Source organism: Ktedonosporobacter rubrisoli, from assembly GCF_004208415.1.
Classification (GTDB): Bacteria; Chloroflexota; Ktedonobacteria; order Ktedonobacterales; family Ktedonobacteraceae; genus Ktedonosporobacter; species Ktedonosporobacter rubrisoli.
Window position 1 is genome coordinate 6,729,987 of sequence record NZ_CP035758.1, and the last position, 25,198, is coordinate 6,755,184.

At 52.0% G+C, this 25,198-nt stretch carries 24 protein-coding genes; 11 read left to right on the top strand and 13 right to left on the bottom strand.

Annotated features, from left to right (window positions below; genetic code table 11):
• Positions 1 to 64 precede the first annotated feature (64 nt).
• The 3 genes from EPA93_RS29290 to EPA93_RS29300 all read right to left on the bottom strand — a co-directional run bounded on the left by EPA93_RS29290 (position 65) and on the right by EPA93_RS29300 (position 2,509).
• The gene (locus tag EPA93_RS29290) at positions 65 to 529 is read right to left on the bottom strand and encodes a class I SAM-dependent methyltransferase (protein ID WP_129890919.1); all 465 of its coding nucleotides are present in this window, start codon (positions 527 to 529) and stop codon (positions 65 to 67) included.
• Positions 530 to 1,162: 633 nt separating this feature from the next.
• Complete coding sequence (locus EPA93_RS29295; protein ID WP_129890920.1) at positions 1,163 to 1,738, bottom strand: GNAT family N-acetyltransferase; 576 nt, start codon at positions 1,736 to 1,738, stop codon at positions 1,163 to 1,165.
• An 87-nt stretch (positions 1,739 to 1,825) separates the two neighbouring features.
• Entirely contained in the window at positions 1,826 to 2,509 is a 684-nt protein-coding gene (locus EPA93_RS29300; RefSeq protein WP_129890921.1) for an RNA polymerase sigma factor, read from the bottom strand.
• 266 nt (positions 2,510 to 2,775) lie between these two features.
• Between EPA93_RS29300 and EPA93_RS29305 the strand changes: the two genes are divergently transcribed.
• Complete coding sequence (locus tag EPA93_RS29305) at positions 2,776 to 3,303, top strand: GlsB/YeaQ/YmgE family stress response membrane protein (RefSeq protein ID WP_129890922.1); 528 nt, start codon at positions 2,776 to 2,778, stop codon at positions 3,301 to 3,303.
• A 45-nt stretch (positions 3,304 to 3,348) separates the two neighbouring features.
• On the opposite strand, the gene EPA93_RS29310 is transcribed toward EPA93_RS29305, so the two are convergent.
• Positions 3,349 to 3,918, bottom strand: coding sequence for a P-loop nucleotide/nucleoside kinase family protein (locus EPA93_RS29310; RefSeq protein ID WP_129890923.1), 570 nt, complete (start codon positions 3,916 to 3,918; stop codon positions 3,349 to 3,351).
• Between the two features lie 138 nt (positions 3,919 to 4,056).
• Complete coding sequence (locus tag EPA93_RS29315) at positions 4,057 to 4,896, bottom strand: helix-turn-helix domain-containing protein (RefSeq protein WP_129890924.1); 840 nt, start codon at positions 4,894 to 4,896, stop codon at positions 4,057 to 4,059.
• A 637-nt stretch (positions 4,897 to 5,533) separates the two neighbouring features.
• Between EPA93_RS29315 and EPA93_RS29320 the strand changes: the two genes are divergently transcribed.
• Entirely contained in the window at positions 5,534 to 6,940 is a 1,407-nt protein-coding gene (locus EPA93_RS29320) for a cytochrome P450 (protein ID WP_129890925.1), read from the top strand.
• A gap of 67 nt (positions 6,941 to 7,007) precedes the next feature.
• Here EPA93_RS29320 and EPA93_RS29325 read toward each other — a convergent pair whose 3' ends face one another.
• On the bottom strand, positions 7,008 to 7,250 hold the full coding sequence (locus EPA93_RS29325; protein ID WP_129890926.1) for a hypothetical protein: 243 nt from the start codon (positions 7,248 to 7,250) through the stop codon (positions 7,008 to 7,010).
• 511 nt (positions 7,251 to 7,761) lie between these two features.
• Here EPA93_RS29325 and EPA93_RS29330 point away from each other — a divergent pair.
• Together EPA93_RS29330 and EPA93_RS29335 are read left to right on the top strand one after the other, a co-directional pair.
• Positions 7,762 to 8,103: an RNA recognition motif domain-containing protein gene (locus EPA93_RS29330; RefSeq protein WP_129890927.1), complete on the top strand. Its 342-nt coding sequence runs from the start codon at positions 7,762 to 7,764 to the stop codon at positions 8,101 to 8,103.
• Positions 8,104 to 8,904: 801 nt separating this feature from the next.
• Positions 8,905 to 9,714 (top strand): RDD family protein, encoded by an 810-nt coding sequence (locus EPA93_RS29335; RefSeq protein WP_129890928.1) that lies wholly within the window; start codon positions 8,905 to 8,907, stop codon positions 9,712 to 9,714.
• A gap of 18 nt (positions 9,715 to 9,732) precedes the next feature.
• Here the strand turns inward: EPA93_RS29335 and EPA93_RS29340 are convergent, their stop codons facing one another.
• Positions 9,733 to 10,074 (bottom strand): cupin domain-containing protein, encoded by a 342-nt coding sequence (locus tag EPA93_RS29340; RefSeq protein ID WP_129890929.1) that lies wholly within the window; start codon positions 10,072 to 10,074, stop codon positions 9,733 to 9,735.
• Positions 10,075 to 10,440: 366 nt separating this feature from the next.
• On the opposite strand from EPA93_RS29340, the gene EPA93_RS29345 reads away from it, so the two are divergent.
• The 6 genes from EPA93_RS29345 to EPA93_RS29370 all read left to right on the top strand — a co-directional run bounded on the left by EPA93_RS29345 (position 10,441) and on the right by EPA93_RS29370 (position 16,745).
• Positions 10,441 to 10,998: a hypothetical protein gene (locus EPA93_RS29345; RefSeq protein ID WP_129890930.1), complete on the top strand. Its 558-nt coding sequence runs from the start codon at positions 10,441 to 10,443 to the stop codon at positions 10,996 to 10,998.
• Positions 10,999 to 11,019: 21 nt separating this feature from the next.
• On the top strand, positions 11,020 to 11,517 hold the full coding sequence (locus EPA93_RS29350; protein ID WP_242527164.1) for a hypothetical protein: 498 nt from the start codon (positions 11,020 to 11,022) through the stop codon (positions 11,515 to 11,517).
• A gap of 850 nt (positions 11,518 to 12,367) precedes the next feature.
• Positions 12,368 to 13,024 carry a TetR/AcrR family transcriptional regulator gene (locus EPA93_RS29355; protein ID WP_129890931.1) on the top strand — a complete coding sequence of 219 codons (657 nt, stop codon included), beginning with the start codon at positions 12,368 to 12,370 and terminating at the stop codon, positions 13,022 to 13,024.
• A 102-nt stretch (positions 13,025 to 13,126) separates the two neighbouring features.
• Entirely contained in the window at positions 13,127 to 14,554 is a 1,428-nt protein-coding gene (locus tag EPA93_RS29360; protein ID WP_129890932.1) for a carotenoid oxygenase family protein, read from the top strand.
• 161 nt (positions 14,555 to 14,715) lie between these two features.
• Entirely contained in the window at positions 14,716 to 15,582 is an 867-nt protein-coding gene (locus tag EPA93_RS29365) for an alpha/beta fold hydrolase (protein WP_129890933.1), read from the top strand.
• A 317-nt stretch (positions 15,583 to 15,899) separates the two neighbouring features.
• Positions 15,900 to 16,745, top strand: a complete 846-nt coding sequence (locus EPA93_RS29370; RefSeq protein WP_129890934.1) for an MBL fold metallo-hydrolase — start codon at positions 15,900 to 15,902, stop codon at positions 16,743 to 16,745.
• A 42-nt stretch (positions 16,746 to 16,787) separates the two neighbouring features.
• On the opposite strand, the gene EPA93_RS29375 is transcribed toward EPA93_RS29370, so the two are convergent.
• The 4 genes from EPA93_RS29375 to EPA93_RS29390 all read right to left on the bottom strand — a co-directional run bounded on the left by EPA93_RS29375 (position 16,788) and on the right by EPA93_RS29390 (position 22,555).
• Complete coding sequence (locus tag EPA93_RS29375) at positions 16,788 to 18,128, bottom strand: TldD/PmbA family protein (protein ID WP_129890935.1); 1,341 nt, start codon at positions 18,126 to 18,128, stop codon at positions 16,788 to 16,790.
• 18 nt (positions 18,129 to 18,146) lie between these two features.
• Positions 18,147 to 19,604 carry a TldD/PmbA family protein gene (locus tag EPA93_RS29380; RefSeq protein ID WP_129890936.1) on the bottom strand — a complete coding sequence of 486 codons (1,458 nt, stop codon included), beginning with the start codon at positions 19,602 to 19,604 and terminating at the stop codon, positions 18,147 to 18,149.
• Positions 19,605 to 19,970: 366 nt separating this feature from the next.
• A complete protein-coding gene (locus EPA93_RS29385) occupies positions 19,971 to 21,242 on the bottom strand; it encodes an MFS transporter (protein ID WP_129890937.1) in 1,272 nt (423 codons plus the stop codon).
• Positions 21,243 to 22,066: 824 nt separating this feature from the next.
• Entirely contained in the window at positions 22,067 to 22,555 is a 489-nt protein-coding gene (locus EPA93_RS29390) for an SRPBCC family protein (RefSeq protein WP_129890938.1), read from the bottom strand.
• A gap of 187 nt (positions 22,556 to 22,742) precedes the next feature.
• Between EPA93_RS29390 and EPA93_RS29395 the strand changes: the two genes are divergently transcribed.
• The gene (locus EPA93_RS29395) at positions 22,743 to 23,363 is read left to right on the top strand and encodes a PadR family transcriptional regulator (RefSeq protein ID WP_165423471.1); all 621 of its coding nucleotides are present in this window, start codon (positions 22,743 to 22,745) and stop codon (positions 23,361 to 23,363) included.
• Between the two features lie 153 nt (positions 23,364 to 23,516).
• Here EPA93_RS29395 and EPA93_RS29400 read toward each other — a convergent pair whose 3' ends face one another.
• Together EPA93_RS29400 and EPA93_RS29405 are read right to left on the bottom strand one after the other, a co-directional pair.
• The gene (locus tag EPA93_RS29400) at positions 23,517 to 24,215 is read right to left on the bottom strand and encodes a DUF1989 domain-containing protein (protein WP_129890940.1); all 699 of its coding nucleotides are present in this window, start codon (positions 24,213 to 24,215) and stop codon (positions 23,517 to 23,519) included.
• A gap of 156 nt (positions 24,216 to 24,371) precedes the next feature.
• Positions 24,372 to 25,160 carry a class I SAM-dependent methyltransferase gene (locus EPA93_RS29405; RefSeq protein ID WP_129890941.1) on the bottom strand — a complete coding sequence of 263 codons (789 nt, stop codon included), beginning with the start codon at positions 25,158 to 25,160 and terminating at the stop codon, positions 24,372 to 24,374.
• Positions 25,161 to 25,198: the final 38 nt, after the last annotated feature.

Here is a 25,198-nt window from a genome sequence, read left to right on the forward strand (position 1 = left end):
AGATCAGCTAACTTATTCAACGCTTCGCTATTACCGGTCAGCCATCCACACTCAGTTATTCTGATTACGCCCCAGCCCGGGTGACGCGAGCCAGCTCGCTGACAAACTTGGGCCAGTCCCAGGTGCGTAGATAACTGAGACTAAAGCGTGCATTAACCAGGCTGAAATAGCCAGTGGGGAACTCGAGCATACGTAAGGCATCCATCTGGGTAAACTCAACTCGTGTGCCCACCCCTTGCTGCTGGGCCTGTTCGCGGGCAAACTCCAGCATCTTTGCACTGACGTCTACCCCGATCAGCGTTTCTATCGTGGGATAGGTTCTTGCCGTCTCTAGCAGCCAGCCGCCCGTGCCACAGCCCACATCCAGCACGCGCCGTAATTTCTCTGGCTCGGGCTGTTCGGGCAAGATCCCACCCATCTTGCTTGTGACCATCTGATCCTGCACCTGTAAGCGCTCGAACTCACTTTGGTTGGCACGATCCTGCACAAAATAGGTACTGGGCTGCTCACGCTCTGGAGGAACAGACATAATAATACTCTCCCTGGCATTTCTTCTTCGCCCATAAAGTTTTCCTACGTTTGTAAAATTGCTGCTCGTTAGCTATCATTATACTTTAGTGCAATGTCAAGCGCAAGCCACTTTACACCCATATATAACTTCTTTTATATCTTATACTTTCATTTAAGCATTTTTTACATCTATTTCACACCAATCGTATCTTTTCTGATAAGGGGATATAAGAAGCAGAGTATCTCTTTATAACAAATTACATCTTTATATCTCTGTAATGTAGCTGGCCCATATGGCGATTCCAATTAAGAGACCCTCTGATATGGATGCAGAAGAAGAACTGGGAAACAAGCTATACAGAGTAAGGGCAGGCGCTAGCTATAATCGCGGGTTAAGAGGAAAGATACAATGCCAACAATGAAGCGACTAAAGTTACTTCAGCTAGCGTCTCCACAGCTCACGAGTGGAGAAGATTAAAGAGGGCACAAGCGGGAGGTAAGACGCCATGCAAGCTTCCTCCCGCTCCTTGATAATCCAATGCATACTATCCAAGCCGTCCCTTCTCCACTGGCGTGAAGAGATCCAGCTCTACATATTGAACGGAATTTTGCGATGGCAAGACCGAGGTAGCACAACTTTCGTTATGTGGCACTACTGTAATGTCAGCTTGCGCCACTCATCTCTGAGCAGACCAAAGTAGTGTTCGTCTTCAAAGACGCCATTGAGATAATAGCGCTCGCGCAACACTCCCTCGTAAGTAAAGCCAAGCTTAAGCAATAGCTGCTTAGAAGCCACATTCTTGATATCGATAATCGCCTCAATGCGATGTAGCCCGAGCTCTTCAAATCCATAGCGCAGAATAGCCCTCATTGCCTCCCGCATAATCCCTTGTCGCCAAAAGGCGCGGTCAAGCTCATAGCCAGTTTCAGCGCAATGAAAGCCCGTATCGGGATGATGAAAACCGCAAGTTCCGATCAAGCGATCCTGCCCCTTGAAGGCGATACCCCAGCGAATAGCGGTACGCTGCGCATAACGTTCCTGAATCTTATCGATAAGCTCATACGTATCTGCAAGCGTTCGGTGAGGTAGATGCCCATAGTATTTCATCGCCTCCTCGTCAGAAAGAATCGCATAGAGCTCCTCTGCATCGCTCGGCCGGATCTGTCGAAGCTGTAAGCGCTCCGTTGTGAGGCATGGAAAGCTGGTAAATGCCGCGTCAATACTCATACATTGCTCCTCTGGGCTGACAACTCTCCCCCAACGCTTGCCCTAATAACGGGAAAAGTCCTGAGATGAGAAGCGATCAGCCTGGTCCTATAAAGCTGTCTCTATCCGTTGAAGCAGATTTTGCTGCACGCGCTGCAGGAGATCTCCCGGCAGTGTTATGCGATATGCCCTTTCCAGGATAGCCGTAAACTCTGACTGCTCCATCTCCAATAAATCCAGCAGTTCTTCGAACGACAGACGCTTATATCGCTCTCGCAGGCGATGAATAAGCCTGGTCAGTTGCTTTCTGGTAGCCGCTTCACTTTTCCCGATCACCTGAGCAATTTCCGCGCTCGAAAGGCGGGCCGCAAAGCGCAGGGATAGCAATTCTCGCTCGATCTGCGGCAGTTCCTCAAGCAGCTTTTTTACTTGCGCTAATGTCTCAGCTGAGATCGCTATAGCCTCGGGGTCCTGCTCTACCACACTTATCTCGGGTACAGCTTCCCAGGAGACGGCAGGGCGCGCAGTGCGATAAAAATCAACGAGCCGGTTATGAGCGATACTAAATAACCAGGTTGCGAGAGAACCACGACCTGGACGGTAGGAATGTCTCTGTTTCCAGACCTGCAAAAAGACATGCTGCGCTAAATCGGCAGCATCTTCATCATGTTGTACGTGCGTACGCAGGTAACGATATACGCGTATATAATAGCGCTCATAAAGGACCTCAAATGACGGGAGCTGCTCCTGATCATCTTGAAGATTTTGCGCTATAGTCTTGGCACTAGTAATAGCTGATGATCCTCCTTCGTTATTTTTCCTCGTCTATATATACGAAGGTCAGGTCAAATAGAGACAAAAATAACCGCAAATTTTCGTCGCCCATGGTCATATACTTTCCGCAAGGCCTTCTTCGCGAGGAGTTGAATACCTTTATGGCTATACTTCTTTGCAAGTCAGGCATGCATCAGCTATATTAATAGTAATTACTTCTCTGCTTTAATTAAGCACAGTTCGGTCAGTAGCAAGCTTCCTTAGAAACGAAAGTGTCACAGAGCATGCAAGAGATGGCTTCTTCTTACAACTCGGATAACTCGGAATGGCAGCTCAAGCCTCAGGCAAGTTATCCAACGCCGCCCAATCCCCACACGCCTGAACAGGCTGAGCGAGACTATCAGCCAGCTCTCTACTCAGAGCAGCCTCATCCTCAGCAGAATACCTATACGCCTTACAGAGCTTCTGCACTGGAACCACAACCCCACATAGCGATACCTGTACAGTCTCCCAGTTATCGATATCAGCCGGGATTTGTGCCACTAACATTTGATCCTTATAGCAATGCAGCTCAAACAACGCTGATCCTGGGCATTGTAGCCTCTGCGGCCTGGATTATGCCCTTCCTTGGCTGGCTCGCATCCTTTATCTGCGCTATTATAGGCGTCATCACCTTTTTCCAGGGGCGCAAATCCGTTACACGCCACGGCTCTGCTGTTGCTGGCTTAGCCTTATGCACTATTGTGCTCACAGTTATGGGATTATCACTCCTGCTGTTCGGTGGAGCTATCTTGGCCCTGCTAGCATTATAAGCCGTGTTACTCCCAAGCTCATCTCTCAAGGTCCAATTAAACAGTCTAAACGGTCCCTAAAGTCAGGCGCACTTCTTGCAGTATATGCTTATAATTGTATGCCCCCACATCAGTGGTATCCACTTCCAGGACTTTTCCACCGAGAGGGAGATTGGCAAGCCGTCCGCGCAACATGATTTCTCGATTCTGTCTGACAAACTCAAGATCACGATGGCAGGGATGCCTCTCTGGGGTACCAGCGCGAGCAAGGAAACGCTCTAACAGAATGGGACCAGCGGCCTGGCATTGGATCTGCAACGGCATAAAATCGTAAGCCTGTTGCAACTGACGGAACTCGGCAGTAGCCAGTTCGGTCATACCAAAGAAGCCTTCAATAATTAATGAATGTCCCGCAGCCAGAAATGAGCCGGCTGCATAGTGCAGGATGCGAAAGCTAGCCGGGCCAATTAAGGGCGGGCACCCATACGTCTGGCACTCAAGCCCATCAAAGAGAGTCTCGTATATGCCATCCCGGTGCAGAACAGGCAGTTGTACATCTGCAGCCAGGCGCCTTGCCAGTGTTGTCTTACCTGTGCCAGGCAGGCCATTGATGAGAATAAGCCATGGTTTTGCCATAACAAGTAGTTTGCCTCACATTTACCTCATTTTCTTGCCGAGAGATGGACAAGCCTACTTTGTCTTCATCCCTCGTAAGCTATAATATCCGCCATTCTCTATCTCTACAAGCTTTTATGGCTTTGTAAGGACGAGATGCTAGGAAAATCTTACGGCTTTGCGGTAGGCTCCTGGCGTTATGTAGAAGTGGCGCTTAAACTGCTGGGTGAAGTGCGATTGATCATAAAAACCGATTTCCGTGGCCACATAATCCACTGAGAATCCTTGCGCCAGCAAGGCTCTGGCACGCGCCAGGCGCAGTTGGGTCTGATAGGCGTGAGGGGAAAGGCCAACGGTTTGACTGAAGACGCGGGAGAGATGAAAAGGGCTCAGGTTGGCCACGCTGGCCAGATCTTGTAAGGTCACTTCCTCGGCGTAATGGACCTGCAAATGCTCCTTTACGTGTTTGATGGACGGATGTTCCCAGTTCTGCACAGGAGACCTACCAGCGCCTTCGGCATGGTTCAGCAAGAGCGGCGCCAGAATCTGCAAGAGCACTTCCTTTCGTTGTAGGCGAGAAATCGGGGCCTGTGAATTGGCTACAAACTCAGACATAGCTCTGCTCAAGGACGGATCATAAAGACCATGGAGGGGAAAATGTGGCAAGGACTTCTCTCTCTGGAGAAACTCGCGAGCGGCCCACTTCAGCAAGGAAGAGTCAATGCAAAGGCCCAGGAACGTGAGGTTCTGGGGCTGACAGGTCAAGGGTTCTCCAGGCTCGCATACAAAAAAGGTTCCACCCAACGCACGAAACGTCATTGCACGCTTGTGGTACTGGACCTGTGCGGTTCCCGATTGTATGAAAAATAACACATACTCCAGGAAAAAATATGAGCGAGAGGCCATGGAAAGATCTTTGGCCTGGAAGGCTTTAAGCTGCTTGAGCTGCCAGGGGTGCCACAACTTTAAGCTACCCTCGACAGGGAGGAGTCTGCTCATCGCTTCTCCTCCCGCTTTGCCGAAGTAAGCACGTTCTGGGTCCCAATATGCTGGAAGGCATGCACACAACTTTCGATACAGATAGTGAATGTATGGTATTTATCTAACTGAAGCCTCTGCTTCTCTTCATGCAAGCGCTTCATGGCGATTCCTTTCCTCTCAGCACGCTCTTGTCTCTTTCAACGCGCTGGCACGTCGCTTTCTTGCTCTGAAGGCATAGAGTATCTTACTCTTGCCAATTTCAGTATAACTTATGGCACCTTGTATCACTATGACTAAATTTACTCATTTGCTGTAGCATAATTCACAATTAGACGAACTCATAGGCAAGGAAAGTTGCCCAGCTGAGCTCCGAACAAAGCTGTAGTTTCCTGCCGCCATGGCTTGCGCCTCTTGACTTCCTGGCCTTAAGACGCTATAGTATGAACATCTAATATTTGAACAAAATATAAAAATGTTCAGACATCATTTTATGGCTACTAGTTAGCCTGGTGGATGTATCACTATCGCAAGTGGGCGCGGCAGAGGCAAGTTCAAGGCGGCTTCTTAATCGGGCATAGTCTTTGACTCGCTAGATTTGGCCGGCGCCGTTCGTGCTCAGCAACAAGATCCGATGCAGATCTTGGGGAGATGTCAGATGAAAGCAAGCTCTACAGAAAAAAGCATTCCTGGTCCCCAGGCGCTACCAATGCTGGGTTGGCGAGCAGGCATGTTCAAGTTATATAGTGAGCCGTTCAGATATCTACGCTCGCTGCACAACACCTATGGGAATATCGTTGCCCTGGCCAAAGGTGACCCTTCCTATGTCTGTGCCTTTGGGCCAGAAGCGAACTTTGCCCTGCTCTCCCAACCAGATATCTTTGCAGTCAGCGCCGGCCCCTTCGAGAAATTGCCAGAGGATACGCCCCTTGTGCGCATAGGTGGCAATAGCCTTCAGATGATGAGAGAAGAACAACACAAGCAGCAGCGTCACCTGTTGCAGCCGGCCTTACATAGGCAGCAGATAGGCAATTATCGCGATTATATGGTCGCGCTTACCGAGCATATGCTTGAGCACTGGCAGCGGCTCACGGAACTTGAACTGTATTATGAAATGGAGATTCTGACCAGGAATATTGTCGTGAAAGCGCTATTCGGCATCGAGGACGAGGCTGAGATAGAGCAGCTTGGCAAGCTTCTACAACAAACTGTATCCTCGCTTACCCTGGCCCTACTGGCTCCTATCGATATCCCGGGTCTGCCTTACCACCGCAGCATGCACATGGCCGGCGAGCTAGAAAACGCCCTGCTAGCACTCATCGAGCGCAAGCGCAGGCAAGCTGAGGCCAACGATCTCTTAGCGATGCTGATTCGCACCAGTGACGAAGATGGCGCACGCCTTAGCGATAAGCAGCTTATCAGCCATACCTTCACGCTGTTCACAGCCGGGCACGAAACTACCTCAACTGCGCTTACCTGGAGCATTTTCTTGCTCGGCCAGCACCCACAGATCTTTGCTGATCTGCTCGACGAGCTTGAGGCCACGTTGCATGGTGAAGCACCTACCCTTGAACAGCTCGGCCAGCTGCCCCAGCTTGATAGAGTCATCAAAGAGAGCTTGCGCCTTATGGGTCCGGCCACTATTGGCCAGCGTAGAGTTATTGCGCCATCCTACGAGCTTGGCGGCTATACGTTGCCTCGGGATGCTACGGTAATCTATAGCCAGTTTATTACGCATCGCATGCCAGAGCTTTATGCTGAGCCTGAGCGCTTCTTACCAGAACGCTGGAGCACGCTAAAGCGTACAGCCTATGAATATCTCCCCTTTGGAGCGGGACAGCATAGGTGCATCGGTGCGGACTTTGCTATGCAGGAGATGAAAGTAGTGCTTTCCATGATATTGCAACGTTTTCGTCTTGAATATCTGCCGGGTAAGCCGCTAGCGATAGATCTCACTATGCGCCCCAGGCACGGGCTGCCCATGCGTATTCGGCCCCAGGATCGCCAATTCAGGCGCATTCCTGTAGAGGGAATGATCGCTGAACTGGTCGATCTGAGAAGCTGAAGTAGTAGCGAGTAAACCGACGAATTTCGCAAAGCGAGAGTGTTACATGCCTCAGTAGATTTAGCGCTTAGTGACAGATGCAGTTACTCGCTACAGCTGAATTGCAGGTAGTAGCAAAGGTATCTCCACAGTTCAAGCCATAAGTGGTGCAAGTGCCGGGACACGACTCCACACATGTGGCCGTCGAGGTAGGGCCCACCGAACCCGGTCCTTGCGCCAGTATCTCCACACGAACATCTAAATCGAACAGGCCGCACAGCATCTCTTCTCCGTGCGTAACAGCCATTCCCTGTAACTGATCGTTTCCCATATTAACCCTCTTCCTGATAGTACAACTCCATCTGCAACTTTAGCCATTCGGCAAAGCTCATGGATACTTCGCCTATATAAATTATAGAAGAGTTAATAAATTTTAAGCATAGCAGAGGAACTACAAGAAAAAACCGTTCTTCTGGCCGATGTGGCATGCTTGACACATACAGTATACTAACTTGTGCGGTTGGTAAGATCCGCGCTCCTTATCTGCGCTCTCAACTTCCGCCCGGCATATCCAGCGGCCCTTTGAAGACAAGCTTCTACATGACAGAAATGTGCATGTGTCTTGTTGGCCTACCGAAATAGCCTGATCAGGCGGGAAACGTGCTAGTTGCCAGGAAATTCATTTCGTCATTGGCATAAAAAATCAGCGCAAGATAAGGAATATGAGATTTGTGCTATGTGTTATCATAGATGTATGACATCAGAGAGTATTTGTATCGCTCCTGTTGGAAGTGGTTTCCACGAGCGTCAAAGAGAGAGAGATGTCACAGGAGCGAACCAGAATGAGACTTTATGTAGGGGGACTGCCCTACCAGACTACAGAAGACGATTTGAATGAGCTTTTTGCGCCAAAAGGACAGGTAAAATCCGTTTCGGTTATCATTGACCGCGATACCGGTCGGAGCAAAGGCTTTGGCTTTGTTGAGATGGACAACGACGAGGATGCTCGCAGGGCCATTGACGAGCTTAATGGTACAAGCCTGGGCAACCGCACGATTACAGTAAACGAGGCGCGCGAGCGCCCTGCTGGTGGAAACCGCGGTGGCTATCAGAGCCGGGATCGTCGCGGCGGCGGCGGCGGTGGCTACCGAGATAACAACTACCGTGGTGGTAGCCGTTACTAAGTTCCGGGTCAATATAGCTTAATTCAGCAATACATACTTGTACAATCGAGAGAGCTAGCTCATGGGCTAGCTCTTTTGGCTTCAACTGATTTGAGGATCTATAGCCCTGCATCCCTCCATCTGCCATTCCCTGCCGAGCTATCTCTACTTTCTGTTATCCCACTATCAGGCTATGCCTCAAGCCGTTGGAACTGCAACGCTGCGCCTGCGATCTCAAGCCAAGCAAAACAAGCCATCGCAATAGTACCAAAGGGAAACAGGACCCCGAGAAATCAGGCCATCTGATGGCTGTATCACAGACATATAACCTCTGGAGCCAATAGAAGCAATTGAACAACATGTACTGAAGCAGAGAGGATCGCGGCTTAGCCTGCAAAGCTCCGTGCAGGTAAGGGGTATATCCATCAGAGAATTCCTGTATGCGTGATCCTCTCTATCTACTATTCTAAACTCTCTTTGTCGCAGGGGCCCCTCAAAGACGTTGCAATAGTGTTGTAATCTTTCATCATAGCGTATGTTTTTATTTCATCCTGACTATCAGGAAAATAGTCACAAGGCTTATTTGCTCCTTATTGTGCTCCCCACCATCCATCCCTCCTATCCCGAACCAGGCCCAAAAGTAAGGGCAAACGGGCGCCTGGAGCCGCTTATAGTGCCATTCTTACCTGCATTACGCATATAGCGGCTCTGCACTCAATAAAATATGTTATATTTAGCTTGTGTCCCATGTAATCAAGTTTATAGTAAATACCAGCAAAGCAGGCATCAGTTATTCATACTGTTAAATAGGGAGGTGTCTTTGTGGCCATTGCAGCACCTGCACTTGTTGATGTACATATCTTGCAACGTCGTATCCTGGCAACCATCCTCGATGGGCTGGCCATTATGCTTATAATGTTTTTGGTAAATATGTTCTTCGGCACCATGTATGTCACCGGTGGGAGCGTACCAGGAGACTATACAGTTACCTATAGCACCGACTGGCCCTGGTACTTTGTTGTTGCCTTCGCTTACTTCTTCCTGTTTGAACTGATCCTCGGCCAGACGCCCGGGAAAAGCCTCTGTGGCTTGATGGTGGTTGATCTCAACGGGCAGCGTCTAACGCTGCGCACTGCCCTGATACGCAACTTGCTGCGCTACGTTGATGCTTTTCCCGGTTTCTACCTGGTGGGCGGCATCGTCATGCTTAACACCAGCCAGCGCCAGCGTCTTGGCGATATCGTCGCGGGAACGCTGGTTGTCAGACGTTCTTCGGTGCCAACGCCCACACTTACCACAGGGTTAGGAAAGACTGAAAAGCTAGTAGCGGCAGTCTGCTTGCTTGTGCTCTTCGCCTGCGCTTGCTATGGCTATTTCACGCGGCCGGCGCGGGTTATTGACGAGATGAGCATCACGCAAAATCCTGTCTTTGGGGACGCACCAATGCTTCCCCACACGCTCAAGCTCGCCAATCCATCCTGGGGCATCGGAACTGTCACCTATCCGATCGAATACAAAGTTAGGGAAGCCGATGGCATCCATGCCTGTCATGGTCAGATCGAATTGCACTTCAATCCTATCGGAGGCTGGGGACTCCCTTCAGGAAACACAAACTGCAATAAAAAGATATAGCCATCCAGGGCCGAAAGGCTACTTCTCAAGCCACTCCTGGATAACCTGCTTATTTGGATGAATTGAGACCAGTAATAGCGGCTCTTCGCCAGTGTTCTTAAACCCGTGAGGCGTATTCGGCGGCGCTATTACTACCTCTTCGCTATGGACATCGAGCGTCGTGTCTCCAAGCGTAAAGGTGGCTTTGCCTTGCAGCATGATAAAGACCTCAGGATAGGGATGCTTATGCAGGTTGGGACCACTGCCAGGCACGCTGGTCATCCAGAAAAATGAGACAGGTACATCGCCATGCTCGCTTCCTTGAAACAGGCAGGCATTTTCATTCCAGCGCAAGCTCTCTTTTGAAATGATGCTGGTCATACAATGATCCTTTCGCTATGAATCCAGGGTGGGAAACTGACTCTTCCTTTCACGCTAAGCACAGCATAACAGAAAAATGGTCCCACATAAAGAGCCATTTCTTGGGTACTTTACCATGCCATTTAAGCTAATGTGGAGAGAATGGTAGCAGCACGATGGGCAACCTTTTGCCAATATGAAAAACAAGCATACACAGCAATAGACATTTCGCGTAAGAACCATGCAGAAAAAAGGTCAAAATATGTTCTATTATTCAGGCATTGTATGCTATGCTTGTAACAGACAGTCGCTAACGGAGTACACTGTAGATAGCAAAACTTGCAATACCCTTCTTTAAGAACTGGAGAAAGGATGCTTGCCTGCTCTATGAAGGCTCACGATATCGAGAAATATCTTGCCCAGTTGGGGCGAGAGCTTGCCAATTCAGGCATAGTTTCTCCGATACATATACTCCTGATAGGTGGAGCATTTATGCTCACGCAAACACAAGTAAGGCGTATGACCAACGATATTGATGTCTTGCCTCTTGATGAAGATCAACGGGACATAGCAACCGGTACCCCGCTGGCCGTGGCGCTCTGGAATGCCGCGCATGCCGTTGCCGCCCGGCATCGCCTTCACCCCCTCTGGTTCAATACACTTATTGTCGATTTTGTGCGTGCCGCCGGCGATATTCCCCACGGCACCCATTGGCGTACCTATGGCCCTCTGGAGGTCTATCTCCCACCTAAAGAATATATGCTGGCCCTCAAGCTGGTAGCAAATCGCGAAAAAGACCAGGCCGACATTGCCGCGCTGTGCCAGGAGCTCAAAATCTGTACGCGCCAGCAAGCGCAGCGGCTTATCACTATGTACATCCCCGATCAGGAGGAGCAGCACCTCTTTGCAATTCCTACCACGCTGAACACGCTGTTTCCAGCTTGAAAAGGAAAGGACTTAACCATTATGCCAATGCAACTGGATGAGCCGTTACAAACCATGGCGCGAACCTTTAGTCAGATTTGTCAGGGCGAAGAGCCCTGGATCGCGCTCGGCAATTTCATGAACGACTGGTTTGCCTATGCGCGAGATAGGCGCGAGCAGTTGGTCCAGGAGCCTCTTTTCTTGGCGGCGGACATTCCCCTCTCGCTTAAGCGCTGGGCGGTCTTTATCGCCGCCTCTGTCGAGTGGCTCTGCTTCCGCTATGACGTTCCCTGTCCTGATTGGGTCTATGATTCCCGCCTCCAGCTTGCTGAGCCCTGGTGGTATGGCGTTAACGCGGACCATCCGGCCGTACAGGCGCGGCTCATGAGCACAACGCCAGAGCCATTTACACGCCGCAATATTTATTGTGGGGATCGCATGTATAATAATAAATATGAGCTGGCCGATCTCACAGCCCGGCTTAAAGCGCTCCGTTATGCCAGGGGCAAAGCTTCCTCCGATATGAGTAGGGCACGCTAATCATTTCCATCAGCCTTATTTGCTTATTTCTCCGGGCCCTCTTCAGGCCTTTACGCACTTTTCTAGGCGAGATCTTCCTGTATCGTCTGTTGCGGAAATGCTCTTTTGTAGAGTACAAAGGAAGCCACACAACAATGACCAGATCTAGCGGAAGACCTGAGAGGCATTACAATCAGTGCCGTGCCACTTCCCTGCTTCAATTAAACGCAGTAGGAATAGATTTTTGCTGAAGTCATATTTGATCCTGATCGGGGCTAGCAATACTTTGTATGCATCTTTAAAAACTAACACAAAGCACTTCTTGACTATCTTAAAATAGGATATACTATTAGCAACACTTGACTTGTTTCAAGCGAAATAGGTTTATGTAGTGTTCGATACACAATCAGTGCATGGTAGATTCCCTCTGTTTGTGAACCGCTGAACCACGCGCCCATAGTCAAATGGGGCGACCCGGTGAGGCCGCCCCAGGGCATTTAGTGAAGAGCCAGGACTCACAAGACTCCGGGCAACATAATGCGCTTGCAGAAAGGAGGTATGATGTGATCCTGCACGGAACCGATTTCCCACAAATGGGCCTTTGCCCCTCACTTCTCACGGCTCGAAGACTGTCTGAGCAACGCTATAACCACAGGCAAAGGCTACTCAAACAACTTCGCGCCGCACGTTGCCAAAAAGAGAATAACCCTTCTCTATAAAATAGTATACCTGTACCCATAAATAACCCCGCGTGCAAGTTTTGCCGCCTTCACCATCTTTCCTTCGCGGCAAAACTCGAAAAGGCAGATTCCCCCTTGCTTTTTTCTGCCCAAGCTGTTAAAATAACACTGTAAATTAATAGAGGGTTGTTATGAGGAAAAGAACTGAACCAACCAGAGCCGAGCGCATGAAGCAGGCAATCCGTCATCGCCAGGATCAAGAGAAGCTGGAGCTGCGCCAGACGATTCTAAGAGCGGCCAGCGAATTGTTTTTGGAGCAGGGCTATGAGAAATTTTCGATGCGCGGCTTGGCTGAGCGCATCGGCTATTCCGCGACTACGCTTTATCTCTATTTTCGAGATAAGGATGACTTGCTTTTCGCAGTTGTCGATGAAGGCTTCACGCGCTTCGAACGCCAGTTGGAAGCCGTGGCAGCCAGCAAAGATGATCCCTGGGAACGCTTGATGGCTCTTGGAGAGGCTTACATTAGCTTCGGGCTGCACAATCCCGCTTACTACGAGCTGATGTTTATGCAGCGCACCGATTTCCTCATGAGCTCCAAACCCGGTACGCAGGAACCACGCATCACGGCCTTCCTGGTGCTTGAACAAACAGTTCAGCAGGCCATCGATGCCGGGGTGATCATTCCTGGAAATGCTAAGGCCTATAGCGATGCCTTGTGGGCGCAGATGCACGGAATTGTGTCCCTGGCCATCTCCAGCACCGATTCCTTCTTTCAAGGCGAGCGGCTGCGGGAGGCTATCGAGGCTGCGCGCTCTATGATCTTTCGAGGATTACATCAGGCGTAATCCTCTTTTTTTAACGAGCAATTAACACTGTTAATTCAAAGTGATATGTAATTTAAGCTAGATTGAACAATCCAGTGGAGCAAACAGAAAGGATTTTGTGACATGGCCAACCACTATCGGGGTGCGTTACAAACGCAGGATCAGGAAATTAGCCTTGATCATCTTCCCGTCGCGGGCCAGATTCCACACTGGCTCAGCGGCACATTATTGCGCAATGGACCCGGCAAATTCGAGCAGGGCGGGCAAAAGTATCGACATTGGTTTGATGGCATGGCAATGCTGCACCGCTTCGCCTTCCACAAAGGCGAAGTCTCCTATACCAACCGCTTTTTGCGCAGCTCGGCCTATACAAAGGGCCGCGAAGAGGGCAAGATCTGCTATAGCGAGTTTGCTACCGATCCCTGTCGCTCGCTGTTCAAGCGCGTAGCCTCTCTCTTCGAGACTAACGACCACCTGGCTCCGGTGCCAAATGCCGGTGTAAATCTGGCCCGCCTCGACGATGCCTTTATCGCTATGACCGAGACACCCATCCCTGTGCAGTTCGATGCGCAAACTCTGGAGACAATCGGAGTCATCGATTTTCAGGACAAACTTGCCGGTCACATGACCACAGCGCATCCACACTTTGATCCGGCAATGCAGGCCGGGATCAACTATATGGCTAACTTCTCGGCCAAGAGCACATACAATGTCTTTGCCTTTACGAAGCAGCAACGTCGCCTGATTGGTTCGCTTCCCGTACGCGAGCCGGCCTATATGCACAGCTTTGGCATGACGCGCAACTATATCATTCTTGTCGAATTTCCCCTGGTGATCGAGCCTCTCAAGCTCATGCTCAGCGGCAAACCGTTCTATGAGAACATGCTCTGGAAGCCGGAACGCGGTGCGCGCTTCCTGGTGATGAGCAAACACGATGGCTCGCTGGCCGGCACGTATGAGAGCGAGGCCTTCTTCGCCTTCCATCACATCAACGCCTTTGAGCAAGACGGCGATATTCTTGTTGATCTTGCGGCCTTTCCTGATGCGCGGATTCTCGATCAGTTATATATGGATAACCTGTTGGGACCAAAGGGCGGCGCGCTTTCCCAAAGCTCCTACCGACGCTATCGCCTTTCTCCTGGGCAGACAAAAACCAGCTATGAGCAGCTTTCCGCAGAGACAATTGAGCTGCCCCGCATTAACTACGAGCGCAACAACGGAATTGAGTACCGCTTTGCCTATGGCGTGAGCCAGCATGGAAAGCAGCGCGACGATTTCTTAGATCAGCTGGTGAAGGTTGATTGTACTGAGCGCAGCACAAAGATCTGGTATGCAGAGGGCTGCTATCCCGGCGAACCAGTGTTTGTGGCCGCCCCTGATACCAGCGACGAAGATGAGGGCGTTGTGCTCTCAGTGATCTTCGATGCCCAGCGCGAAAGCTCATTCCTGTTAGTGCTAGATGCTCGCTCGTTTACTGAGCTTGCGCGTGCAGAAGTGCCCCAGCATATTCCGCTGGGCTTCCACGGCATATATACTCATGGCGTTAATTAGCTTTGTTAAGCGGAAATTGGCTATTAGAGAACTGATGATCAGGCCCGGCCGCGGCCTGGGTATCATGACGATGCTTTTGAGCCGAGCACTATGTCCATATGCACAGCGCGGTGGCCAGGTAAGCCCTGAAGCCGCGCCTGCCTGGATATCAGGAGGAAACGATGGGAGCTACTTCTCATTCCTTCAAGGAAGGGGCCGTGCAGCTTCCCGAAGGAAAAGTCCATTATTACATGGCAGGATCTCAAGGCCCGCCTGTGGTACTCCTGCATGGTGGCGGGCCAGATAACGCGCTTATTAGCTGGTCCAGGCTCTTACCTGTCCTGGCCGGCTCTTTTCGGGTCTATGCTCCAGATTGGCCCAAGCAAGGCCAGAGCCACCCGTACCATGGAAAAGCTACTCAGCAGGAGCTTGAGCGTTGCCTGGCCAGCCTGTTAGATACCTGGGAGGTATCCCGTGCAGCGCTGGTCGGGCTCTCGATGGGTGGCAGCGTCGCTCTGGGCTTTGCCCTTAAGCATCAAGAGCGCGTAACGCGCCTGATTCTAGCCGCTCCGGGAGGGCTACAAGAACGGGTGGCTCGGCAGAAATTGAGCTACCTTGCCCTTCGCATGCCGCTGCTTCCTCTCCTGGGACGCTACCTCACGCGCAGTCGTGGCTTTATTCGTTCCTACCTGCGCCATGTCTTTAAAACAGAGGTTCTGGATCTTGACGCTATAGTCGAGGCCGTACAGGCTGAGTTCAGGGCTAAAGGCAGCATGTTTGACGACTGGTTGCTCGATGAGACGACCTGGCAGGGCAACAGAACCTATCATATGCCTCATCTCCCCAGGTTAAGCAGCACGACGCTCCTTCTGCAAGGCACTGCCGACGATATGGTCTCTCCCGAGCTGGTGCTCCAGGCGGCAAGCTTGATTCCACAGGCCGAACTATGCCTGCTGGAAGGATGCGGCCACTGGTCCCATCGCGAGCGGCCCGAGGCTTTTAACGCAGCTGTGCTCAGGTTCCTTACACCACTCCTGCAGGACTCCTGAACATCCCTGCTCTCCCTGAATAGAAAGTTTGTTTGCTCATAGAGGGCGTATGCTAAGAATAAAGATTCTGGCATATGCCCTTTTGTGCAGGCCACAAACTGGCCAATTATCCAGCCCTCATCATGCGCAGTTGTGCTACACTGCAACCAAGGAAGCGCGGCGCAGCACTGCACATTCTGCAGTTACGGGAGCGCAAGCCAGATCATCAGTCTTCTATTGGAGAGCTTGACAAAAGCAGATTTATATTTTATCTTGATATCAAGATAAATTTTACAAATATTCTTTGTATCAAGGAAAAGCATAAAGGAGTTATGTTCATGGAGAAATGGATCTGTGCCACCTGCGGAACCCAGTTTCCCGCCAGCGAGAAGCAGCCGGTGGTTTGTCCCATTTGTAGCGAGACGCGCCAGTATATAGGCCACCACGGTCAGCAATGGACGACCACCGAGCAGCTCAAGAAGGAGCATCGGCATATTGTGCAGCAGCACGAGCCGCATTTAATCGGAGTCGGGATCGAGCCATCCTTTGCCATCGGACAGCGCGCCCTGCTCATTCAGACCGAAAAGGGCAATGTGCTCTGGGATTGTGTGAACTTTCTGAACCAGGAAACTGTAGAGGTTATCCAGCAACTTGGAGGCCTGCAGGCCATCGCTATCTCCCATCCTCACTACTACACTTCAATGGTAGACTGGGCCGAGCAGTTCGACGCCCCCATCTATCTACACGAGGCCGATCGCCAGTGGGTTATGCGTCCCAGCGAGCGCATAGTCTTCTGGTCAGGTGAGACGCACGAACTGCTGGATGGGCTCACCCTGATCAATCTTGGCGGCCATTTTGCCGGTGGGACTGTCTTGCACTGGCGCGATGGCGCGAACGGCAAAGGGGCGTTGCTCTCGGGAGATATCATCTATGTGGTCGCTGATCACAACTGGGTGAGCTTTATGTACTCTTACCCTAATCTGATTCCCTTGCCCAGTAGCGAGGTGCGCAAGATGCGCGACATGATCGCGCCCTACCAGTTTGAGCGCATCTATGCAGCCTGGTTTGAAAGGCTTACGCCGCAGGGCGGACACGAGGCAGTTATGCGGTCGGCCGATAGGTATATCGCGATCTTAGAGCAAGGCATCACGGCCATTGAACCCACCCGCGAGGAGAGGAGATGATCCGGGAATCAGGCGCCGGACCATTTCTTCTCGCCGGCCAGCCTAAGTTCCGGTAACGCCGGTAAAATTGAAGCGACTCGTGCTCAAGGCAGGCGCCACCACGGTCAGATAGTCGGTGCACTGCAGGCGCTCGCGGCCAATGCCCTGCACGTTGAGCAAGACATCAAGAATGCTCTGGGTAAAGCGGAGATTTTTTACCGGCCTGCTCAGCTCGCCGTGCTCTATCAAAAAGGTACCGTCGCGCGTCATGCCGGTAAATAGCGTTTTCACGGGATGCACAATATTGGTATAGTGAAAGCGCGTCACATATAAGCCATGATCGATGCCTTTGATTAGTTCCTCCAGGCTGGCATCGCCGGCTTCCATCATCGTATGCAGTGGCAAGGGTCCTTCAATATTGGGAGCCGGCAAAGCGTGGCCCGTATTCGGCTTGCCAGCGCGCGCAGCAGTAAACGAATCATAGACAACGGCATTGGCGATGCCCTTCTCAATCAGCAACACGCGCTGCTTGGGTACGCCCTCATAGTCAAAGGCTTGCGGCAGCCCGGCCAAATCATGGCCATCATCATAAATCGTCACGCGCTTATCGGCAAGTTGTTTGCCAAACTGACCATTCATAAAGCTGCGCTCCTCCTGCACAGCCATTGCTGAGAGTCCCATAAAGGCGAAGAACTGCAGCATATCGGCCACCGCATAAGCATCGAGGACCACAGGATATTCGCCCAAGGAAATATCGACGGGATTTCTGCTGCGCTCAGCTTTTTCTACAGTCTCGCGCGCCATGTGCTCAAAATTGATGCTACCGAAATCGGTAGACACGCGTTGAGCATATCCCGAACCGCGCGCATCTGCCATCACCACAGCATGGCATTCAGCCGTCGTCGTGGGTTCGTAGGCAAAGGTGCCGAGAGAATTAGCCACGGCCAGGTGGCGTGTTCCTGTTGAGAAGGCGCCCGCCGCCTCAAGATGATGTTCCTTAGCTAGCTTGACAATAACGTTCACGCGCCGCGCGCGCTCCTCGGGGGAGCAGCGAGCTGTCTGCTCGCTATAGCCGGACGCGGGATGTAGTGGCTGGGGAGCTGGCAGTGAATGGAACTCGGGATTTTCGGGCTGCGTACGGGCAATTTCCAAAGCCTTCTCAGCGACCTGCTGCAGCGAGGTATCATCTAGCTGGTTAGTCGTCGCTACACCGATGCGCTTCCCCACGACGGCCCGAACGCGCAGCTCGTGATTGCTCTCGCTGACGTTTTGATGAATATAGTTATTGGCAAAGCGGGTCAGCGAGCTTTCGATACCTTGATAGACGACCTCGGTCTGTTCAGCCTGCGAATAGTGCAGCGCCTTCTCTACCAGAGTGCGTATGCTTGTTTCATCGGAATGCATGATTTTCTTACTCTTCCCTTAAGACCAGTTGCCTACACCTACCTGCACATTACGAAAACGAGCAGGCGCGGCACCATGTCCGGTACGCATTACTTGCATCGGCTCCCCTTTGCCACAATTGGGCGTGCCCCACACGGTCCATTCAGCGGGCCCGCAAATCGCATCGCACGAGCGCCAGAATTGTGGGGTGATCCCTGTGTAGGTGGCATTTTTGAAGAGACGACCAAGTTTCCCGTGCTTGATTTCATAGGCTACCTGCACACCGAACTGGAAATTGAGCCGCTGATCATCGATACTCCAGCTTTTATTGATGCTCAGATACAAACCATCCTGGGTATCGGCGATCAGATCATCAAGTTTCCAGGTGCCTGGTTCCAGGCTCACATTAGTCATACGTATCATCGGGAGACGATTCCAATTATCGGCTCTTACACAGCCATTACTACTCATCCCAACCAGCGGCGCGGTATCCCGCGACATGAGATAGCCGGTAAAAATGCCGTTGGTGACAATGTTGGTATGTTGGGCCGGCACGCCCTCGTCATCCCAGCCAAAGGTTCCCAGGCCGCCGGGAATGGTGGCATCAGCGCTGATATTGACTAGATCGGAGCCATAGCGATATTGCCCGTTGAGCTTATCAGTGGTAAGAAAGCTCTTTCCTACAAAGCCTGCTTCCATGCCGAGCACGCGATCTAATTCGATGGGATGCCCGCAGGATTCATGGACTTGCAGGGCGACTTGCGGCCCATCGAGGATAATGGTTGTAAAGCCGCTGGGACACTGAGGTGCTGAAAGCAGGCGCACGGCTTCTTCGGCGATGCGCGCTCCATGTTGCTCCAGGTTCATAGCTTCGACAAATTCGTACCCGGCAGTTCCGGCCTGTCGTCCAAACGAATTGGGATAAGAACGAGTCTGAATCTCGTTACTATGCGGATCGACGGCGCTGGCTTCGATAGCAGCTCCTGTATCAAATAGCTCTTGCTCGATTTCGCTGCCTTCGGAACTTACAAATAATTTGCGCTCGCGCGAATATTCCATCATGGCACTGGTTAGCGAGATCCCCTTTACGCTGCGCATGGCGGCGTCAGCGTCCAGCAGGAGTTGTACTTTACGCTGTAGATCGACACTAAAAGGATCGATCTGCACAGGCGTGCGATAATTACCTTTCTGGGGCGCAAGTGGCGAGAGATAGACGGGCTGACCGGCAACAATGGCGCTGGCGCGGGCAATCTGCACAGCGCGACGGGCTATCCGTTCGGCTTCCTCTTGATCCATGCGGGCACTGCTGGCAAAGCCCCAGGCACCATCGACGATGACACGTACGTTGAAACCGCTACTTGTCTCATGCGAGATTCCATCGACACGTCCATTCTTGACTGCGATTCCCTCAGTTGTGCGTTCCATCACACGTACATCCACATAGCTGGCCCCGAGTAGCTGAGCGACATTGAGGGCTCGTCTGGCTAAGTCAAGCATACTCTGTACTCTTTCTGTATTGCTGAGTAGAAATTGGATAGATCAGGTGCTAAAGTGGAAGAGAACAAGCCAAAATAAGAGCATAGATGTGGCACCTGCATGCATATCCATCTTTTGTTTTTTAATATTACTATCGGCTATTGTACGGGTTCAATAAGAGAATTGTCTATATAGTGATCGTCCCAGTGCAAATTGTATCATAACGAATCCAGTTAGTGCATGCTGTTGGACTGCGATTAATCTTAATGGCTAGCAGATTTTCCCATGTCGCTGAATAAAAGGGCGAAAAAGGAGATTCGAGAGGCCCGCCAGTTCCCCAGATGAGGAACTGGCAGCGCTTCTCTCGATCCATACGCGATCTACAAATTACGCGCCCGACGTCGGACTTTCGCTATCTCTGCCGGTCGGGTGGCCTTTGCCAGGTGTGAGGATTCTCCACATGAGGAGCAGAAGCAGTACAATGATGCCTGCGCTGATACCAAAGAGAGAGGTATAGCCCCCTCGTGCATAGAGCACACCCCCGGCTGATGCTCCCCCAATCTCGGCAAGGGCCTGGATGGATTGGCTACCCCCTTGCACCAGTCCTTGTTGTTCGCTGCCGGCGGCCTCGGCCAGCAAGCTGCGCAAGGGCGGCTCGACAAGGCCACCACCACCGGCAAACAAGAAGGTGCCTAACAGGACTAGCACAAGCGATGGAAGCAGGGCCAGGGCGCCAAAGAGCAGGTAGCCAAGAAAGACGCAGCCAAGCCCAACGAGCATCATGCGCACTTCGCCCAACCAGGCCAGCAGCGGCTTGATAAGCAAGCCCTGGACGACGATATCGGTAAGGCCCACCATGACCAGGATGAGGGAGATCTGGGCGGGATTCCAGCCCAGGCTCTCCTTGATAAAGACTGCGAAGAGCGCGCCAAAGGCGGCAAAGGGCAGCTGATAGAGAAAGACGCAGAGCAGCAGCCAGCGCACAGTCTTGAGCGAGAGGACGCTGCGCAGATGCTGCAATGGGTTCAAGGCCTGAAAATCAAGCCGCGCGGCTCGCTGCTGCGCTGGCAAGCTTTCGGGCAAAAAGAAGAAGCCCCAGAGCAGATTGAGCAAGGTCAGGCCCGCAGCCAGAAAAAAGGGCACCTGGTAGCCAAGGGTGGCCGTAAAGCCTCCTACGATTGGCCCGAGCAATAGGCCGATTCCCGAGCTGGCGCTGAGCAGGCCAAAGTTGACGGCACGCGTCTGCCTCTCGCTCAGGTCCCCAATATAGGCGGCAAGAATACTATCATTGCCTCCGGTAATGCCATCGATCAGCCGGCTGAGAATAAAGATCCAGACGGCCCCGCCCAGACCAAACAAGAGATAGCCCAGGGCACTACCCAGCAGACAGAGCAACAAGAGCGGACGGCGCCCGTAGCGGTCGCTGAGTAGGCCAAGAGCTGGCGCAGCAAGAAACTGGCAGACGGCATACAGGGAAGAGAGCCCGCCAATCAGCAAGGCCAGGGTCGCGGGATCAGGCACTTCTTTCTGCACGGCAAAGGGCAAAACGGGACCGGCAATGCCAAAGCCCATAGCATCCAGCAGGGAGGTCATTACCAGAAAAATCATCGCCCGCTTGCTCAGGCGCGGCCCCTGGCCTGTAGAGTGTGGTGGTGTCATGAAAATTTCCTTCTAAATCTTTTTATTCACAAGTTAAGAATGCTCGCCGCTCCCGAGCCTCGCGCTTAGCGTTATATGCCGGTCATGGTGCGCTGGCAAAAGAGTCAGGCTTCCTACAAGCTGTCTACTTCGCTAGAGCTCGCATCCTTCAGGGCATGCCTCACATAGGAAAACAGGCAGGCATAGGCGCAGAGAATTTATGAGTTTGCGAAGCTAAAAAAGGGATAGGAGAGCCGTAAACTTTGCAGCATTCTACACGATATGGGTAAAAGATTTAAAAGAGGCGTAGCAAGCCGACAAAGCGCGGGCTCTGAAAAAGGTGTCGCTTGCTATGTAAGCAGAAAGATGCTCTGACTCAAGTCAGAGACATAAAGCTATTGCTTATGCGAGGTATGCAATAAACACGGAGATGCAAAATTTGTAAGCTAAGCCAGGGATGTAATCGATCCAGGCGAGACCAAGCTGTAGCGTTAAGGGCCTGGGCCCTTTCTCTAGTTTATGAGTTCCGAGCAGACATACCTGAGCTGGCAACACCATAAACCAAGTACCTCATAGAGACCTTTCCTCCAAAGTAAAAACTTACTGTGTTATAGTACCAGCCCCAACAGTTAAAAGTCAAGCCTCCCTTGAAAGCTAAGCAAGGTGATTGCCAAGCTCCCTGTACCGCTTGTGTCGGCGCACAAGAGGAGCAGGCAGGATTGCCCCGCAAGGAAGCATCCGTACTCCCTTGACTCCCGCCCACTCACGAGCCCGCAAAAACCTTTCGCCCTCAAGGAAGGCTGCCTATCGTGATATCACGATCTGAGAGATACCACGCTGCTAGCTCAGTGTTGTGCTGTCTCACTCGCCCTCTGGCTTCTCTCCTGAGCCACGCGCTCCAGATTCTGTAGCTCTACACGGTACATGCGCGGATGGTATGTCGCGAAGATGAGACGTTCGATCAGACCTTGCAATCCAGGGCTTGCATTCATCACTGTGGCAATCTCTACACGAGCTTTCTGGCCATTCTCAACAGGAGTAATCGTAAAGCTAGTGGCGAGTTGTTGGGGCGTATCCTCGATGTCCTTCTCTACTATCACGCGGCCCGGCTCCAGCTCTCGTGTGATCTGGTAAAAAGACTGCTCTACACCCAGAACGCGCGTCTTAAAACGATGGATCGTACCTTCCCCATAGCCTCCTTTCTCGACTTGTAAATCAAAAATCTGTGGAGGTAAGATGCGCGGATGCGTATTGCGATAATCGGCGATGGTGGCATATAAATCTTCGGGCCGCGCATTCAGCACGGCAGCCGTTTTCACATTGATCTTTCCCATTGTTGCTTCCTTTTCTCTGCTCTCAGAGGCGCTGGCTTAGCATATTTATATATTCCTTTGTCATATGACTTAGTGTCATATGGCTAAATATAGTATAATCCAAAATGGCGAGTATGACAAGGGAACTTATGCCGAAATGTCATATAATATGGTGATTATTTAGCACTGTATGAAGGGAGGGGCAGTTATGGAGCCGCGCGAGGCTTATCCGATCACCTACAGCATCCTTGGCTTGCTAGCAATCTGGGGACCGCTCTCCGGCTACGATATAAAGCGCCTTTTCGATCACATGCTCTCCTCGATGTGGGGAGCAGCGCAGAGTCAGATCTATAAAGAGCTGCGCCGTATGCGCGAGATAGGCTGGGTAGAGATGGAGCGTGAGGAGCAAGAATCGCGCCCGGATCGCAAGCTCTATTCGATTACCGCAGAAGGTCTCAGCGCACTGCGCAAGTGGCAGACGCAGCCGCCAGAAGTCTTTCAGTTGCGCGACGAGATGCTCTTGAAGATGCTCTTTGGTAGTTTTGCCCGGTCTGCTGACCTGGCACAGAGCTTGCGCGCCAGCATCGCTGAGCACGAGACGCGCTTGCTTGTCTATCGACAGAATACCCAGGCCATTGCTGGCGCCTTTCCGCGTGGGGACAAACGCTATAATCCCTACAGCGATGAAAATGCGGAAGATCCCTATTTTGGCCTGGTGACGCACTTTGCCGTCGAATTTGAGAAGACGTATCTGCGCTGGCTCTACGAGGCGCTAGAGCTTGTGGAGAGTCGAGAAAAGCCAGCACCTTCAGATATGGGCGAGTCATGATCTCGGCGTCAAACCCGTCAAGGGTGGCCTGCCGCTTAGCTCGACAGGCCAGCTTCTCGCAAATCCACCCACCACCAGCCTCGATCATCATTAGGTACGAGTTGCTCATATCTAACAGCTCCGTAAAATCCCAGGCTTTAAATATAGGACGCCTTAGATAACCTCAAAGTGCAGATCTGCAGGCTGGCAATCCTTGCCATTCACTGGCACTAAATCCTGTGGACAAGCCGACATGACCACAATACAATCCATCTCGGCGCCAAATACTACATAATCGTCAGGCTTAGAGACTGGCGTCAACCAGCCAATTGAGCCATCGGCCTGCACCGGATTGTTCATCCAGAGGTTGAGGGGCGAGGGCACTTCAGCCGTGCGCAGCTTGATAGCTTTCAGGGCCATTCTCAGGTTATCGGCACAATTGTCGTGATAGCCCTCCACGCCCAACTTTTGATAGCGATAGATGTCGCAGGAGGTGAGCAGCGTATCATGGACGCCGGGCGACGTATCCTCCAGGAAGGTAAGGATTGTGCGTCTGTGGTTGGTTACCAGTGGATCACCAACGACTGGCGTCAGGCGACTCAACCAGGTTCGTAGATGCTCCATGGAGAGAAATTCGCGCGGCGAGGAAGCATTAAAGGCCCAGAAATCGCAGACCTGTGAGCCATAGGTGTTAATGATCTTGAGCCGTTGCCCTTGCGCCAAGCGTACAGCTCGCCCTTGTCGAGCAGGAACTATATAGCGCTTGCCTGGCTCAGGGCGCCCATCAGCGGCTATCGGCGAGGTGAGCGTAGCATTGAGGCCCTCTGGCTCTCCGTTGTCTTCGTAGGGAAGTTGCTTTACCTTTTCGCTCATACTGCAAAACCTCCTTGTTACAAGTCTATGACGCTGCTACATCCTCAACTACAAGCTAAGAGAGACGATCCGCAAAACGCGCAGCCGCAGCAAGGAAAGAGATGGAGAGAGCCGGGCGGCTCTCAGCTCCCTTCCCTGTTCTCTGGCTTAAGAGGGCTAATCGAGCACCAGCTTGCGCCCGATACAGGTTAGCGTGCGGTGCCGGAAATACAATGCGCCACCTTCGCGATAGGCCTGCGTGCCGCTCAGATCGTGCAAGACATCCTGCTCAAACATAGTGCGCACCTCTTGCGCCCGCTCAGCGGGAGTCTGGGCATTCTTGAGCCATTGCTCGACTGCCTGAGCGTGGAAGCTGGTAAAGAGCTGCTCAACCTCAAGATGACGGGCCGTAAAGAGCTCTACAAGCTCGCTGAGCGGTAAAGCCCGCGTATGGGAGGGATCGCGCAGGCGCTCAAAATGATTATGATAGGCCGCACGCTCGGGAAATTCGCTGGCTATGATATCCTCGATAATCACAAGCCCCTGGGGACGGCACACGCGCGTCATCTCGCTAAGCACATGCGCCGGATCTTCAAAGTGATGGAAGGCCAGGCGCGAGATCACTATATCGAACTCCTGAGCCTCAAAGGGCAGATTTTCGGCATCGCCAACTTGAAAGCTCAGATTATTGAGCCCACGTTCCTGCCGCTTCTGCTCGGCAATGGCCAGGGGCGCCGCGGTCAGATCGATCCCGACTACTTCGCAGCCAGCCACGGCAAAAGCCATAGCGACATAGCCGGGTCCGGTTGCCACATCCAGCACGCGCATGCCTGGCTGCGGCTGTACCGCTTGCAAGAGACGTTGCAAGCGTTCATTGTTTGCGATGCTGGGATTGGCAGCGTAGGCCTGCGCCTGTTGCGTAAATTCGCGCCTGATAAGCTCTTTATGCCCCTGGGTTGAAGTCATATTCACCATCTCCATTCTACTCTCTACTCACTTATCTG

Excerpts from the sequence above, each read along its gene's own strand:
- EPA93_RS29290 (WP_129890919.1), bottom strand. The coding sequence starts at position 529 with ATGTCTGTTCCTCCAGAGCGTGAGCAGCCCAGTACCTATTTTGTGCAG.
- EPA93_RS29295 (WP_129890920.1), bottom strand. The coding sequence starts at position 1,738 with ATGAGTATTGACGCGGCATTTACCAGCTTTCCATGCCTCACAACGGAG.
- EPA93_RS29305 (WP_129890922.1), top strand. The coding sequence starts at position 2,776 with ATGCAAGAGATGGCTTCTTCTTACAACTCGGATAACTCGGAATGGCAG.
- EPA93_RS29310 (WP_129890923.1), bottom strand. The coding sequence starts at position 3,918 with ATGGCAAAACCATGGCTTATTCTCATCAATGGCCTGCCTGGCACAGGT.
- EPA93_RS29315 (WP_129890924.1), bottom strand. The coding sequence starts at position 4,896 with ATGAGCAGACTCCTCCCTGTCGAGGGTAGCTTAAAGTTGTGGCACCCC.
- EPA93_RS29320 (WP_129890925.1), top strand. The coding sequence starts at position 5,534 with ATGAAAGCAAGCTCTACAGAAAAAAGCATTCCTGGTCCCCAGGCGCTA.
- EPA93_RS29325 (WP_129890926.1), bottom strand. The coding sequence starts at position 7,250 with ATGGGAAACGATCAGTTACAGGGAATGGCTGTTACGCACGGAGAAGAG.
- EPA93_RS29330 (WP_129890927.1), top strand. The coding sequence starts at position 7,762 with ATGAGACTTTATGTAGGGGGACTGCCCTACCAGACTACAGAAGACGAT.
- EPA93_RS29340 (WP_129890929.1), bottom strand. The coding sequence starts at position 10,074 with ATGACCAGCATCATTTCAAAAGAGAGCTTGCGCTGGAATGAAAATGCC.
- EPA93_RS29345 (WP_129890930.1), top strand. The coding sequence starts at position 10,441 with ATGAAGGCTCACGATATCGAGAAATATCTTGCCCAGTTGGGGCGAGAG.
- EPA93_RS29350 (WP_242527164.1), top strand. The coding sequence starts at position 11,020 with ATGCCAATGCAACTGGATGAGCCGTTACAAACCATGGCGCGAACCTTT.
- EPA93_RS29355 (WP_129890931.1), top strand. The coding sequence starts at position 12,368 with ATGAGGAAAAGAACTGAACCAACCAGAGCCGAGCGCATGAAGCAGGCA.
- EPA93_RS29360 (WP_129890932.1), top strand. The coding sequence starts at position 13,127 with ATGGCCAACCACTATCGGGGTGCGTTACAAACGCAGGATCAGGAAATT.
- EPA93_RS29365 (WP_129890933.1), top strand. The coding sequence starts at position 14,716 with ATGGGAGCTACTTCTCATTCCTTCAAGGAAGGGGCCGTGCAGCTTCCC.
- EPA93_RS29370 (WP_129890934.1), top strand. The coding sequence starts at position 15,900 with ATGGAGAAATGGATCTGTGCCACCTGCGGAACCCAGTTTCCCGCCAGC.
- EPA93_RS29375 (WP_129890935.1), bottom strand. The coding sequence starts at position 18,128 with ATGCATTCCGATGAAACAAGCATACGCACTCTGGTAGAGAAGGCGCTG.
- EPA93_RS29380 (WP_129890936.1), bottom strand. The coding sequence starts at position 19,604 with ATGCTTGACTTAGCCAGACGAGCCCTCAATGTCGCTCAGCTACTCGGG.
- EPA93_RS29385 (WP_129890937.1), bottom strand. The coding sequence starts at position 21,242 with ATGACACCACCACACTCTACAGGCCAGGGGCCGCGCCTGAGCAAGCGG.
- EPA93_RS29390 (WP_129890938.1), bottom strand. The coding sequence starts at position 22,555 with ATGGGAAAGATCAATGTGAAAACGGCTGCCGTGCTGAATGCGCGGCCC.
- EPA93_RS29395 (WP_165423471.1), top strand. The coding sequence starts at position 22,743 with ATGGAGCCGCGCGAGGCTTATCCGATCACCTACAGCATCCTTGGCTTG.
- EPA93_RS29400 (WP_129890940.1), bottom strand. The coding sequence starts at position 24,215 with ATGAGCGAAAAGGTAAAGCAACTTCCCTACGAAGACAACGGAGAGCCA.
- EPA93_RS29405 (WP_129890941.1), bottom strand. The coding sequence starts at position 25,160 with ATGACTTCAACCCAGGGGCATAAAGAGCTTATCAGGCGCGAATTTACG.